Source organism: Nocardia sp. NPDC052112 (assembly GCF_040680135.1).
Classification (GTDB): Bacteria; Actinomycetota; Actinomycetes; order Mycobacteriales; family Mycobacteriaceae; genus Nocardia.
Genome location: NZ_JBFAWD010000016.1, coordinates 201,556 through 214,946 on the forward strand (window position 1 = coordinate 201,556; position 13,391 = coordinate 214,946).

Sequence of the window (13,391 nt, forward strand, 5' to 3'; positions counted from 1 at the left end):
ACTCGGCTGGGCAACAATCCCGGAAAGATATTCCGGGCATACATCTGATCCGGCCTCAGGCTACTTGTAAACCAAACGACATCAGTGCTGAACGGGACAAAGGCCACCGTGGAACTCGAGAGCGTCGTCGATTGGGCGGACTACTACCGCCAACAGTTTCATCTCCCCGCCGAGGAACGCGGCGGCTACGTCATGTTGCCGGTGACAAACCATTTGGGCATCGTCCACATGCCCAAGCCAGTGGCCGAAAAGGTTCGGGTTTCATTGCTACACCAGGGCACTTCCGGCCCGCTGCTGGCGCGGCAGATACGCTGGACCTTCGTCGCGGCCGCGGACTACTCGCCCGGCAATCAAATCCTGGAACTGCTGTCGCGCAAAAACATCTGGGTGCCCGTGGTCGGCAGCGCCCTGATGATCCCGACAAGTCTCGGACGCTGGACCCGTGAAGGTGCGCACTGGATCAATCCACCGGGCCGCGACCAACTACTTCCCACGCTGTCGACCGTTATCACCACAACGCTGGAATTGATATCCAATCGAAACGATCGACTCGCTACACATTGGAGCGGGTGAATAACCCGAACCGCCGACCGAAAATGAAAAAGGCCCGCTTCCCAAATGGGAAGCGGGCCTTTGCTTTACCGCCGGGTAAAGGCTGACCGTTTCGAGCGACCTGCAAGCAGTCGCTACGGTTACTTGGCCTTCTCCAGGACCTCGACCAGCCGCCAGTGCTTGGTGGCCGACAGCGGGCGGGTCTCCATCAACTGGACGCGGTCGCCGATGCCGGCGATCTCGTTCTCGTCATGCGCCTTCACCTTGGTGGTGGAGCGGATGATCTTGCCGTAGAGCGGGTGCCGCGTGCGGTCTTCCAGCTCGACCACGATGGTCTTGTTCATCTTGTCCGAGACCACGTAACCGATGCGGACCTTACGGGTACCGCGCTTTTCCTGTTCACTCATGCCGCATCTCCCTTACCAGCGGGTGCCGAGGCCAGGCCGAGCTCACGCTCGCGCATGACCGTGTAGATGCGCGCGATCTCGTGACGCACGACGCGCAGGCGACGGTTGTTGTCCAACTGACCCGTCGCCATCTGGAAGCGCAGATTGAACAGCTCTTCCTTCGACTCGCGCAGGCGGGCGACGAGCTCCTCTTCGTTGAGCTCGCGGAGCTCTGCGGCCGGTGTACCGGTAGCCATCAGAACTGCTCCTCCCTGGTCACGATCCTGCACTTCATGGGGAGCTTGTGCATCGCGCGGCGCAGTGCCTCACGAGCGGTCTCCTCGTTGGGGTAACTCATTTCGAACATCACGCGTCCGGGCTTGACGTTCGCGATCCACCACTCGGGCGAGCCCTTACCGGAACCCATGCGGGTTTCGGCCGGCTTCTTGGTGAGCGGGCGATCCGGGTAGATGTTGATCCAGATCTTGCCGCCACGCTTGATGTGGCGGGTCATCGCGATACGCGCGGACTCGATCTGCCGGTTGGTGACGTAGGCGGGCTCGAGAGCCTGGATGCCGTATTCACCGAACGCGACCGAAGTGCCGCCTTTGGCCATGCCGCTGCGGCCCGGGTGATGCTGCTTCCGGTGCTTGACCTTCCGTGGCATCAACATGCGTCAGCCCTCCTGTGTTTCTGCCGGGGCGTCGGCAACCGCGGTAGCAGCGCCTGCCCGCCCGGCCTCGGTGCTGGTCGCGGTGGTGCCTGCGGAACCGGACCGACGCGGGCGGCTCGGCCGCTCCCGACGCTCGCGGCGGTCACCAGCGGCGGGCGCGGCCGCGGCCGTGACCTCACGCTTGCCACCGACGATGTCACCCTTGTAGATCCAGACCTTCACGCCGATGCGACCGAAGGTGGTCTTGGCCTCGTAGAGGCCGTAGTCGATATCCGCGCGCAGCGTGTGCAGCGGGACGCGACCCTCGCGGTAGAACTCCGAGCGCGACATTTCGGCGCCACCGAGGCGGCCCGAGCACTGCACCCGGATGCCCTTGACGTTCGGCGAACGCATGGCCGACTGGATGGCCTTGCGCATCGCGCGACGGAACGCCACACGGTTGGACAGCTGCTCGGCCACACCCTGGGCGACGAGCTGGGCATCCGACTCCGGGTTCTTGACCTCGAGGATGTTCAGCTGCACCTGCTTCTTGGTGAGCTTCTCCAGCTCGGCGCGAATGCGATCGGCCTCGGCGCCGCGGCGACCGATGACGATGCCCGGACGCGCGGTGTGGATGTCGACGCGAACCCGGTCACGGGTGCGCTCGATCTCCACCTTGGAGATGCCGGCCCGCTCCATGCCGCTGGCGAGGAGCTTGCGGATGGCGACGTCTTCCTTCACGTAGTCCGCGTACTGCTTGTCCGCGTACCAACGCGACTTCCAGTCGGTGGTGATACCGAGGCGGAAGCCATGGGGGTTGATCTTCTGTCCCATTTACTTTGCCCCTCCCTTCCGGCGGTTACGAGTGGATCCACCGGCGGTGGGCACGCTCTCGACCTCGATGGTGATGTGGCTGGTGCGCTTGCGAATCCGGAACGCACGGCCCTGGGCACGCGGCTGGAACCGCTTCATGGTCGCGCCTTCGTCGACGTAGGCGGTCGAGATCACCAGGGTCGACGGGTTCAGGCCGAGGTTGTTCTCGGCGTTCGCCGCGGCGCTGGCCACGACCTTGGCGACCGGCTCGCTCGCGGCCTGTGGCGCGAACTTCAGGATCGCGAGGGCGTCCTCGACCCGCTTGCCGCGGACCAGGTCCACGACACGACGAGCCTTCATCGGGGTCACGCGAACGTGCTTGGCGGTCGCGCGCGCAGTCGGGTTCTGAGTCTCAGTGGTCATCGCCGCTTGCTCTTCCGGTCTTCCTTGACGTGGCTCTTGAACGTCCTGGTGGGCGCGAACTCACCCAGCTTGTGGCCGACCATGGACTCCGAGACGAACACCGGTACATGCTTGCGGCCGTCGTGGACGGCGAAGGTGTGACCGATGAAATCGGGGATGATGGTCGAACGACGGGACCAGGTCTTGATGACCTGCTTGCTGCCCTTTTCGTTCTGTACGTCCACCTTCGCGAGGAGGTGGTCGTCGACGAACGGGCCCTTCTTGAGGCTGCGTGGCATTTCTTACCTCCTCCTTCAGCGCTTCTTGCCGGTCTTGCGACGGCGGACGATGAGCTTGTCGCTCGGACGGTTGGGCTTGCGGGTGCGGCCTTCCGGCTGACCCCACGGCGAGACCGGGTGGCGACCACCGGAGGTCTTGCCTTCACCACCACCATGCGGGTGGTCGACCGGGTTCATGACGACACCACGGACCGTGGGGCGGCGACCCTTCCAGCGCATGCGGCCGGCCTTACCCCAGTTGATGTTCGACTGTTCGGCATTGCCGACCTCGCCGACGGTGGCGCGGCAGCGCACGTCGACGCGGCGGATCTCACCGGAGGGCATACGCAGCGTGGCGTAGGGGCCTTCCTTGCCGAGCAGCTGGATGCTCATGCCTGCGGCACGGGCCAGCTTGGCGCCACCGCCCGGACGCAGCTCCACGTTGTGGATCGTGGTACCGGTCGGGATATTGCGCAGCGGCAGGTTGTTACCCGGCTTGATGTCGGCGGTCGGGCCGGACTCGATCGGGGTGCCCTGCACCACGCCCTTGGGGGCGATGATGTAGCGCTTCTCGCCGTCCCGGTAGTGCAGCAGCGCGATATTGGCGGTGCGGTTCGGGTCGTACTCGATGTGTGCGACCTTGGCCGGGATGCCGTCCTTGTCCAGGCGACGGAAGTCGATCAGACGGTAGGCACGCTTGTGGCCGCCACCGCGGTGGCGGGTGGTGATGCGACCGTGCGCGTTGCGGCCACCCTTGCTGTGCAGCGGGCGGATCAGCGACTTCTCGGGGGTCGACCGAGTGATCTCAGCGAAGTCCGAGACGCTGGAGCCACGACGGCCCGGCGTTGTCGGCTTGTACTTACGGATTGCCATGAGTTCTTCTCTGCTTTCTGGATTCCCAGCCGCCTACGCGACCGGGCCTCCGAAGATCTCGATGGGCTTGCTGTCGGCCGAGATGGTCACGAGCGCGCGCTTGGTGTCCTTGCGCTTGCCGTAACCGAAGCGGGTCCGCTTGCGCTTGCCCTGACGGTTGGCGGTGTTGACGCTGGTCACCTTCACACCGAAGACCTTCTCGACGGCGATCTTGATCTGCGTCTTGTTGGAATCCGGGTGCACGATGAAGGTGTAGGTACCTTCCTCGATCAGTCCGTAGGACTTCTCCGAGATGACCGGCGCCAGCAGAATGTCGCGGGGGTCGGCGATCGTGGTCACTTGCTCTCCTCCTGTGCGGATTCGGCGGGGCCGTGCACGAAGGCGTTCAAGGCCTCGACACTGAACACCACTTCGTCGCTTTCCAGCACGTCGTAGGTGTTGAGCTGATCCGGCGCGATCGGGTGCACGAACTCCAGGTTCTGCACGCTCTTCCAGGCCGCGATGTCCTCACGTCCGAGGACGAGGAGGAACTTCTTGCGGTCCGACAGCTCGGACAGGAAGGACTTCGCGGTCTTGGTCGAGGGGGTCTGCCCCGCGACCAGTTCGCTGATCACGTGGATGCGCTCGTTGCGCGCACGATCCGAGAGAGCTCCGCGCAGTGCGGCGCGGATCATCTTCTTGGGGGTGCGCTGGCTGTAGTCGCGCGGCTGCGGACCGTGCACGGTGCCACCGCCGGTGAACTGCGGCGCGCGGGTCGAACCCTGACGGGCGCGGCCGGTGCCCTTCTGGCGGTACGGCTTCTTGCCACCACCGGAGACCTCGCCGCGCGTCTTCGTCGCGTGGGTGCCCTGGCGTGCGGCGGCGAGCTGCGCGACGACGACCTGGTGCATCAGCGAGATGTTCGCGGTGACATCGAAGATCTCCGCGGGGAGCTCGACGGTGCCGTTGGTCTTGCCGCCGAGTTCCTTGACCGGGAGGGTCAGGTTGGTCTTCTTCTCGACGCTGGTCATGCGTGCGCACCACCCTTCACTGCGCTCTTGACGATCACGACGCCGCCCTTGCGACCCGGGATCGCGCCCTTGATCAGCAGCAGGCCGTTCTCGGCGTCGACCTTGTGCACCGAGAGGTTCTGCGTGGTGACGCGGTCGTTACCCATGCGACCCGACATGCGCATGCCCTTGAACACGCGGCCGGGGGTGGCGCAGCCACCGATGGAACCCGGGCGACGGTGCACTGCCTGCGCACCGTGCGAAGCGCCCTGACCACGGAAGCCGTGGCGCTTCATGGTGCCGGCGAAGCCCTTGCCCTTGCTGGTGCCGGTGACGTCGACGTAGGCGCCCTCTTCGAAGACATCGGCGTTGATCTCCTGGCCGACCTCGAAGGTGGAGGCGTCCGCGACCCGGATCTCGGCGACGTGGCGGCGCGGGGTGACACCGGCCTTGGCGAACTGGCCGGAGACCGGCTTGTTCACCTTGCGCGGGTCGATGGCGCCGAAGGCGACCTGGACGGCGCTGTAGCCGTCGCGCTCCACGGTGCGGATCTGGGTAACGACGTTCGGTCCGGCCTTGATGACGGTCACGGGGACGACGCGGTTCTTGTCGTCGAACACCTGGGTCATACCGAGCTTGGTGCCCAGGATGCCCGCCGCGGGCCTGTTCTTGTTATCAGTCATGATTCGAGTCCCCGTCACTGAATGTTGACGTCGACGCTGGCCGGGAGATCGATGCGCATGAGGGCATCAACCGTCTTCGGCGTCGGGTCGAGGATGTCGATCAGCCGCTTGTGCGTCCGCATCTCGAAGTGCTCGCGCGAGTCCTTGTACTTGTGCGGCGAACGGATGACGCAGTACACGTTCTTTTCGGTCGGCAACGGCACCGGCCCGACCACACGGGCCCCGGTGCGGGTCACCGTCTCCACGATCTTGCGCGCGGACGCGTCGATCGCTTCGTGGTCATAGGCCTTGAGCCTGATGCGGATCTTCTGTCCCGCCACGCTAAGTGTCCTTTTCTCCGCTTATCGTTCGTGGTCCGGAAGCCGGCTTCCGTACCACCTTCAATTGCACAGCCCGAACACACGAAAGACGTCTCAGTGAGACCCCCGACCGGGCACGCCGTCCGGCTCCGCCGGTTGACATGCGACAGTCTCGCCGCTGTTCATCTGTCATGGTTCTCCGGTCCACGCGGTCGGGCGTGTCGCCCCTCCGCTCATTCCTCGGCCTCGGTTCGAAACTTCACCTGGCCTGGAACGCTGTCCCGGACGCACCCACGCTGGATGTCCAGCGAGGTACACGATTGGGTGTTGCTCGCCTCGCCACCCGCCACAACCGCCGAACGGCATGACCCGGTGCAAGGCAACCCGAACAGTATGCCCGACCGCGTTGGCGACTTCAAATCCGCCCCCTACCAACGACTCACCGCCAGGTCAGAGTGCGAATCCCGGGCGTGCCCAGGCTACCGGTCCGCGGATGAGCAGCGGGGAAATGCGGGGTGCCAGCACCCGCCGAGGGACCGACGGCAGTCAGGTCAGACGTGGGGTTGATATGCCCCAGCGCTACCGGGTGGCGGGTATCGACCGGGCTGCGGATAGCCGCCGACGGGCGGCTGCCACTGATCTGACGACCCACTTCCCCCACATGGCAGCACAGCGTGCCACGCCCCCATCACCGGGAAACTTACTTCCGAGTAAGATAGGGACATGACGAAACCGACCGCGACCCATCGCATCTGGAACAAGCTGCCGGACAACCGGCTGGGGCACACCCTGTTCTCGCTGGGCATGGTGGCCAGGGTGCCCTACTTCGGGACAGTCCTGCCGAGCGTCGTGCGGTTGGCGCCCGGACTGTGCGAGGTGACCTCGCCGAAGTGGTTCGGTATCCACAACCACCTGGGCACCTTCCACGCGATCGCGGCCTGCAACCTGGCCGAGGTGGCAATGGGCATGCTGAGCGAGGCAACGGTGCCCGACACCCATCGCTGGATTCCCAAGGCCATGAATGTGCAATACCTGGCCAAGGCCGAGACCGGTCTGCGCGCGGTCGCGAAACTGGCCGAGGTGCCCGACTTCACCCTGATCACCGAGGGGCAAGAGCTCATCGTCCCGGTCGCCATCTACGACAAGCACGGCCTCGAGGTCGTGCACGCCGACATCACTACCTGGGTCACGCCCAGGTAGGTTGCGCCAGGGTATGCACACCACTTATCTGAACCGCACGCCAGCAACAGCAGGCACGCAGTCGATATGGAGGGGGTGCGCGGGGGCGGCGTGTTGCAGGGGCGCAGACAGAAGGGTTTGAATGCGTTTTATGAGTGACGGTGCGATCCGGGAATTCGAGGTCTGCGTGGTCGGGCTCGGGCCGACCGGGCGGGCCCTTGCGCACCGGGCGGTGCGCGCCGGACTCACCGTTGTCGCCGTCGATCCACGGCCGGACCGGCTCTGGCCGCCCACGTTCGCCTGCTGGATCGATGAACTGCCGGAGTGGTTGCCGCCGAGCGCCATTGCCGTCCGCGTCCCGAAGCCGGCAGTCTGGACGAACGCCATGCATCGGATCGACCGTCCGTACTGCGTACTGTCGAAGACCGGACTGCGCGATGCATTACCGCTCGACGATGCCACCGTCGTCGCCGGGCGGGCCACTCGTGTCGGAGCCAACGACGTGGAGCTCACGGATGGCACGATCCTCAGGGCCGCAACGGTTTTCGATACCCGCGGACTGCCGACACCCCGACAGCGCCGGGCCGCCAGCGCGTACGGTATCTTCGTCGATGCCGAGGCCGCAGCGCCGATGGTGACCGAAGGCGAAGCGCTGCTGCTGGATTGGCGGTTGACGAATGGTGCGGGACCAGACGAGCCGCCGTCGTTCCTCTACGCGGTTCCGCTCGGCGACGGTACGGTGCTCTTCGAAGAGGTCAGCCAAGGACTGCGCGGCGGCATGCCGCAGCACGAACTGCGCAAGCGTGCGCTGAGCCGGCTGGCCGCGCACGGAATCACGCTCACCGGCACAGAATCGAGCGAGGCCGCGCATTACCCGTTGGATCAGCGGCCGCCGAGAAAGGGTACGGCCCAGGCGATTCCATTCGGCTCACGCGGCGGCATGATGCACCCGTGCACTGGATACAGCGTCGCGGATTCGCTCGCGCTGGTCGATACCGCGATCACCGCACTGCTAGAGGGCCGCGACCCACTCGCCGATTTGTGGCCCTGGCAAGCGCGCCTTACCTACTGGATGCGCATGCGCGGTCTCTGGGGCCTTGGCCGCCTGACCGCCGAACAGTCCGCCGCCATGTTCGACGCGTTCTTCAATGCCTCACCCCGCGGCCAGCGTGCCCTGCTCTCCGCCCACGACGACTACACCGCGCTCGGCGCCGTCCTCTTCAATACCGTCGCCCGCACCTGGCCGTTCCGCTGGCGCTACGACCTGGTCGGCTGGACGAACCGAAACCGCTGGGTCGGTTTCGACTTCGCCGCAGCCGACCGCGAACCAGGCCGGATCGGCTGACCGGATCAGGTGCCGGTTTCGGCGGCGCGCCGGTAGCCGCGGATCGCGGGGTACGCGAATACGACAACGAGCCCGAGCACCCAGGCGACGGCCTTCGACAGGGGTTCGGCGACGGCACCGCCGTAGGACAGTCCCTTCATCGCATCGATGGCGCAGCTCATCGGCTGGTTCGCGACCACGTCCTGCAACCAGGTCGGATAGGCGATGACGGGCACGAACCCGGTATTGAAGAACATCAGCAGGGTATTGACGATGCCGATAATGCTCACCAGCATGACGCCCTCGGTAATGGTGGCCAACGCGGTGACCAGCACCGCGAAGCCGACACCGAACAGCACCGGAATGCCGATCAATCCGATGGCCGCCAGCGGCCCCTGCCCGAAATGGAAGCCGAGGGTGAGGCCGACCGCGATCACGAACAGTGTGGTGACCAGCACGCGAACCGCCTCGGCGAGCAGCCTGCCGGTCAGGCCGGCCGCCCGATGCACGGGCATGGTCCAGAACCGGCCGAGTAGTCCTGTGTATTTCTCGCCCTTGAAGCCGAGTGCGCTGACCACCGCACCCGACATTGCCGCGACCAACGTGATCAGCGCGACCTGGCCGTAGATGCTCGGTTTTCCGGTGGCCGCGGTGATCGAATTGCCGAGCACGATGCGGAACATGAAAAGCGTCAGCGCCGGATAGATCAGGGTCTGGATGGTGGTCGCGGGATCGCGTGCCCACACCAGCAACAGCCGCTTGCACTGGATCAGACTGTGCGTGATCCAGGTCGACAGCGCGCGTTCGGACGGCGTGGCCACCCGCGGGAGCGGGGCGAATCCGTCCACCTCGGTGCGCTCCAAGGTTTCGACAGAACTCATGACCGCCTCACACTCGCCCAGATCGCCATCGGAATGAAGACGATCGCCAGACCGACCAGCCAGGTCAGCGGCACCCACAGCACATCCCAGGTCACCCCGCCATGGGCCATATCGCGCAGCGCGAAGGAGAACTGGGAGACCGGCTGATTGCGCACGAACGGCCGGATCCACATCGGAAAGGCGCTTTCCGGGACGAATCCGCAGGAGAGCATGCCGAAGATCAAGGTGGGCAGCGTCAATGCCTGACTCAGCGACTCCGGACTCTTGGTCAGACTGCCGAGCGCGTCCGCGCCGAGCGCGAGCACGGTACCGACCGCCAGCGAGAACACACAGAACAGCACGGCCTGACCGAGGCCGGCGATGAAGCGGAAGCCGATCATGTAGCCGAAGATGATCGCAGCGGTCAGCGAGGTGAGCGAACGGACCAGGCCGGCGCCGATCCGCGCGCTCAAAGGCACCAGCATGCCGATCGGCATCGTCTGCAGTCGGGTGCTCAGACCGGTCAGCGCCTCGTATGCGGACAACTGGGCATTCGACATCATCGTGAACGCCATGGTCTGCAGCACGATGATCGGCATGACGAACTGGGCGTAGTCGATGCCCTGGAACTTCATGACGTAGCGCAGCGGCAGATAGAAGCCGAGCGTGAATACCAACGGGGTGATCATCGCGACGATCAGTTCACCCTTGACGGCCATGGTCCGCACAATGCGTCCGGCCAGCGCCTGCCACTGTGCGAAGTAAGAGAGCCGGGCCGTGGGCAGCTCGGCGAAGAGCAGCGCCGAATCGGGCTGCTCAACGGTTGCAGAACTCACGACGGCGCCTCGCTGGCGCTCGGCTCCGTCGTGACTTCCAGTCCGGTATCAAGGCGTCGCTCACTCACGCGTGGCCGCCCGAATGGCCGGTAATGGAGAGGAAGACATCATCGAGCGAGGGCCTGCGCAGCGCGATATCGGCCAATTGGATCCCGGCGGCGTCGAGCCTGCGCAATGCCTCCGACAGCGTGGCCGCGCCGTCGGGTGCGGGAATCGAGATCTGGTCGCCGCCGCCATTGATATCGGCGAGTACGGCGGCGGGCACCAGGTCACCGAGTGCGATGGCGGCCTTGCCGAGCTGGGTCGGATCCAGCGGCACCACCTCGCAGTAGCTGCCGCCGGTCTTCTCCTTGAGTTCGTCGGCGGTGCCCTCGGCGATCACCGTGCCCTTATCGATGACGATGATGTTGTCGCTGAGTACATCGGCTTCTTCGAGATACTGCGTGGTGAGCAGCACCGTGATGCCCTGATTCTTCAGCGCGGTCACCAGATCCCACACGCCCTGGCGGCTGCGCGGATCCAGACCGGTGGTCGGCTCGTCGAGGAACACCACCTCCGGGCGCACCACCAGTCCGCAGGCGATATCGACCCGACGACGCATACCGCCGGAATAGTGCCGCACCGCGCGACGGCCCGCGCTCACCAGATCGAATTCCTCGAGCAGGGTGTCGGCTCGCTTGCGGGCGGACGATTTGCCCAGGCCCATCAGCCGACCGAACAATTCCAGGTTCTCCCGGCCGGAGAGGTTCTCGTCGAGCGCGGCGTACTGGCCGGTCATCATGATCGAGCGACGCACACCCGCCGGATCCTTCAGCACATCGTGGCCCGCGACCACGGCGGTGCCGGAGTCCGGCCGCAGCAGGGTGGACAACACCTTGACCATAGTGGTCTTACCCGCACCGTTGGGCCCGAGGATGCCGAGCACACTCGCCCGCGCGGCGGTGAAGCTGATGCCCTGCAGTGCGTGCACATCGCCGAATGACTTTCGGACATCCGCGACCGCGACGGCGGTGTCACCACCGTCGATGGGTGGCGGCTCGCTGGTATGCGAATCCGCTTGGTTCAAGCTCGGCATCAACTCTCCACTGTGTCTGATCGGCGGCGTTCGCGGGGCCGGGGCGGCGACGACCGGGTCGCCGAAGTGCGCGCATGAATACGTCCCGGTTAGTGATCCCTGCCGCCAGGCGTGATGTTACCGGGCTGGGCATCCCCGCAGGGCGGACCGCGCCATACCCAGCGGACCGCGCCCTAACTGTGTCCTTACTCACATTTCTTCCCGCCGATCCACCCGACTCGAGAACGTCCCTGGTGGCGGCCCTCGAGGGGCAGCGTAGGGGCGGCGACGACACCTTGTCGCACCGTCGCGGCGACCATAGTCTGCTAGGCGGGGGAACTAGCACTCACTCGTTTGCGGCAGCGCTGCTTCGCCAAGCGTTCAGCGGACTGCGGCGGATCGACCCTGCGAGAGGTGACCATGGCCGAGACCGCGCAGCCCAGGCTGGCAGCGCATCCGGGAGGATCGAGCCGACCGAACGTGTTGACGTCCTATGACCCGCGCACCGGCGAAATCGTCGGCAACTACGCCGTAATGGGTTCGGGCGAAATCAACCGCACCGTGCGCGCCGCACGCTCCGCCGAAAAGTGGTGGGCGGAGCTCGGATTCAGTGCCCGCAAACGCTGGCTGCTGGACTGGAAACGCAGCATCGCCAGGCGCGCAGGCGAATTGGTGGAAATCCTGTGCGAGGAAACCGGAAAACCCGCGGCGGACGCGGCAATCGAGGTGATGCACGCCGTCGAGAATCTGGATTGGGCGGCCCGCAATGCCGCGCGCGTACTGGATCGGCGCAAGCTCGGCTCCACCTGGCTGACCCGCAATCAGCATGCCTCCGTCGGCTATCTGCCACTCGGCGTGGTCGGTGTGCTCGGGCCGTGGAACAACCCGGTGTTCACCCCGATGGGCTCGATCGCCTACGCGATGGCCGCGGGCAATGCCGTGGTGTTCAAACCCGACGAGCTCACCACCGGCGTCGGGGTCTGGCTGGCGGACAGCTGGAACAAGCTGGCGCCGAATCAGCCTGTGCTGCAGGTCGTTACCGGGGATCACGCCACCACCGCGGCACTTTGTCGCGCCAAGGTGGACAAAATCGCCTATGCCGGTTCGGATGCGGGCTCGCGCGATGTGATCACGCTGTGCGCGCAGACCTTGACGCCCGTGGTGGTCGAGCGAAATGGCAAGGGCACCATGGTGGTTCACGTCGACGCCAAACTCGACGAAGCCGCCGAGGCCGCGGTATTCGGCGCGATGGCCAATGCGGGCCAGAACTCCACCGGCATCCAGCGGGCCTACGTCGCCAACTCCGTGTACGACCGCTTCCTGGAGCTGGTGATCGGGCAGGCGCGGCGGCTGCGACCCGGCGCGGACAAGCGCGCGTCCTATGGTCCGATGATTCTGGAGTCGCAGGTCGATGTGGTGCGCAAGCAGGTGCGCGACGCGCTGGCCAGGGGCGGACGCGCGGTGGTCGGCGGACTGGATTCGATTCGCGATCCCTATATCGAGCCGATCGTGCTGGCCGAGGTGCCGGAGGAGAGCGTCGCGATCACCGGCGAGGGCATCGGACCACTGCTGATCGTCAACAAGGTCGCGAATATGGACGAGGCGGCGCAGCGGATCAACGCGGTCGGCAACGGTGTCGCCGTATCGGTGTTCACCCGGGATGTGCACGGTATCGAATCCTTCGCCGAACAGCTGCGGGTCGGCGTTGTGACCATCAATTCCTCGACCACCTACGCCGGGATTCCGGCGTTGCCGTTCGGCGGGGTCGGCGAGTACGGGCAGGGACACCATCACGGCGACCAGGGACTGCGCGAGTTCAGCCGGACGCTGGCGATCGCGCGCAAGCGGTACCGGGCACCGGTGAACCTGTCCACCTTCGACCGGCACCCACGCCATCTGCGCACAGCCAAGGCCATCTTCCGATTGCGCCACGGTCGCTGAAGCCGAGCCCAAGCGCACCGGATCATCCCATCCGCAACGACCACGGAGCGAGCCTTACGAGCGACGTTCGCGGCCCACCTCGCATCCGAGCCGTCGAACCACATGCACCGCAGCCACCGGACTCACCCGTCCGACGCGCATACACCAGGTGCCGAACGCTCCACCCGCACCGACCACCACGGAGCGAGCCTTACGAGCGACGTTCGCGGCCCACCTCGCATCCGAGCCGTCGAACCACATGCACCGCAGCCACCGGACTCACCCGTCCGA

At 65.6% G+C, this 13,391-nt stretch carries 18 protein-coding genes; 4 read left to right on the top strand and 14 right to left on the bottom strand.

Features of this window, described 5'->3' with window-relative positions; genetic code table 11:
- Positions 1-108 precede the first annotated feature (108 nt).
- The gene (locus AB0L58_RS28465; protein WP_364391060.1) at positions 109-573 is read left to right on the top strand and encodes a hypothetical protein; all 465 of its coding nucleotides are present in this window, start codon (positions 109-111) and stop codon (positions 571-573) included.
- A gap of 119 nt (positions 574-692) precedes the next feature.
- Here AB0L58_RS28465 and rpsQ read toward each other — a convergent pair whose 3' ends face one another.
- Genes rpsQ through rpsJ form a run of 11 tightly spaced genes read right to left on the bottom strand, consistent with a single transcriptional unit; the run spans position 693 to position 5,948 of the window.
- Positions 693-959 carry a 30S ribosomal protein S17 gene (gene rpsQ / locus AB0L58_RS28470; RefSeq protein WP_364391063.1) on the bottom strand — a complete coding sequence of 89 codons (267 nt, stop codon included), beginning with the start codon at positions 957-959 and terminating at the stop codon, positions 693-695.
- Entirely contained in the window at positions 956-1,195 is a 240-nt protein-coding gene (gene rpmC / locus AB0L58_RS28475) for a 50S ribosomal protein L29 (RefSeq protein WP_040686552.1), read from the bottom strand. Before rpmC ends, rpsQ begins: the two co-directional genes overlap by 4 nt.
- Entirely contained in the window at positions 1,195-1,611 is a 417-nt protein-coding gene (gene rplP, locus AB0L58_RS28480; protein WP_067519522.1) for a 50S ribosomal protein L16, read from the bottom strand. Before rplP ends, rpmC begins: the two co-directional genes overlap by 1 nt.
- Positions 1,612-1,614: 3 nt before the next feature.
- Complete coding sequence (gene rpsC / locus AB0L58_RS28485) at positions 1,615-2,424, bottom strand: 30S ribosomal protein S3 (RefSeq protein ID WP_364391066.1); 810 nt, start codon at positions 2,422-2,424, stop codon at positions 1,615-1,617.
- The gene (gene rplV, locus AB0L58_RS28490) at positions 2,425-2,826 is read right to left on the bottom strand and encodes a 50S ribosomal protein L22 (protein WP_364355561.1); all 402 of its coding nucleotides are present in this window, start codon (positions 2,824-2,826) and stop codon (positions 2,425-2,427) included.
- Complete coding sequence (gene rpsS, locus AB0L58_RS28495; RefSeq protein WP_040686549.1) at positions 2,823-3,104, bottom strand: 30S ribosomal protein S19; 282 nt, start codon at positions 3,102-3,104, stop codon at positions 2,823-2,825. Before rpsS ends, rplV begins: the two co-directional genes overlap by 4 nt.
- A gap of 15 nt (positions 3,105-3,119) precedes the next feature.
- The gene (gene rplB / locus AB0L58_RS28500) at positions 3,120-3,956 is read right to left on the bottom strand and encodes a 50S ribosomal protein L2 (RefSeq protein WP_364391068.1); all 837 of its coding nucleotides are present in this window, start codon (positions 3,954-3,956) and stop codon (positions 3,120-3,122) included.
- A gap of 33 nt (positions 3,957-3,989) precedes the next feature.
- Entirely contained in the window at positions 3,990-4,295 is a 306-nt protein-coding gene (gene rplW, locus AB0L58_RS28505; protein WP_040686547.1) for a 50S ribosomal protein L23, read from the bottom strand.
- On the bottom strand, positions 4,292-4,966 hold the full coding sequence (gene rplD / locus AB0L58_RS28510; protein ID WP_364391070.1) for a 50S ribosomal protein L4: 675 nt from the start codon (positions 4,964-4,966) through the stop codon (positions 4,292-4,294). Before rplD ends, rplW begins: the two co-directional genes overlap by 4 nt.
- Entirely contained in the window at positions 4,963-5,628 is a 666-nt protein-coding gene (rplC, locus tag AB0L58_RS28515; RefSeq protein ID WP_043719739.1) for a 50S ribosomal protein L3, read from the bottom strand. The genes rplD and rplC overlap by 4 nt, the downstream gene beginning before the upstream one ends.
- Positions 5,629-5,642: 14 nt before the next feature.
- On the bottom strand, positions 5,643-5,948 hold the full coding sequence (gene rpsJ, locus AB0L58_RS28520) for a 30S ribosomal protein S10 (RefSeq protein WP_003938093.1): 306 nt from the start codon (positions 5,946-5,948) through the stop codon (positions 5,643-5,645).
- A 702-nt stretch (positions 5,949-6,650) separates the two neighbouring features.
- Here rpsJ and AB0L58_RS28525 point away from each other — a divergent pair.
- The gene (locus tag AB0L58_RS28525) at positions 6,651-7,127 is read left to right on the top strand and encodes a hotdog fold domain-containing protein (RefSeq protein ID WP_364391073.1); all 477 of its coding nucleotides are present in this window, start codon (positions 6,651-6,653) and stop codon (positions 7,125-7,127) included.
- Between the two features lie 130 nt (positions 7,128-7,257).
- Positions 7,258-8,451 (top strand): lycopene cyclase family protein, encoded by a 1,194-nt coding sequence (locus AB0L58_RS28530; RefSeq protein ID WP_364391075.1) that lies wholly within the window; start codon positions 7,258-7,260, stop codon positions 8,449-8,451.
- Positions 8,452-8,456: 5 nt separating this feature from the next.
- On the opposite strand, the gene AB0L58_RS28535 is transcribed toward AB0L58_RS28530, so the two are convergent.
- The 3 genes from AB0L58_RS28535 to AB0L58_RS28545 form a co-directional block, all read right to left on the bottom strand.
- Positions 8,457-9,311 carry an ABC transporter permease gene (locus tag AB0L58_RS28535; protein WP_364391077.1) on the bottom strand — a complete coding sequence of 285 codons (855 nt, stop codon included), beginning with the start codon at positions 9,309-9,311 and terminating at the stop codon, positions 8,457-8,459.
- Complete coding sequence (locus AB0L58_RS28540; RefSeq protein ID WP_364391104.1) at positions 9,308-10,075, bottom strand: ABC transporter permease; 768 nt, start codon at positions 10,073-10,075, stop codon at positions 9,308-9,310. The genes AB0L58_RS28535 and AB0L58_RS28540 overlap by 4 nt, the downstream gene beginning before the upstream one ends.
- Before the next feature lie 115 nt (positions 10,076-10,190).
- Positions 10,191-11,201: an ATP-binding cassette domain-containing protein gene (locus AB0L58_RS28545; protein ID WP_364391080.1), complete on the bottom strand. Its 1,011-nt coding sequence runs from the start codon at positions 11,199-11,201 to the stop codon at positions 10,191-10,193.
- A 399-nt stretch (positions 11,202-11,600) separates the two neighbouring features.
- On the opposite strand from AB0L58_RS28545, the gene AB0L58_RS28550 reads away from it, so the two are divergent.
- Complete coding sequence (locus tag AB0L58_RS28550; RefSeq protein ID WP_364391106.1) at positions 11,601-13,121, top strand: aldehyde dehydrogenase family protein; 1,521 nt, start codon at positions 11,601-11,603, stop codon at positions 13,119-13,121.
- Positions 13,122-13,391: the final 270 nt, after the last annotated feature.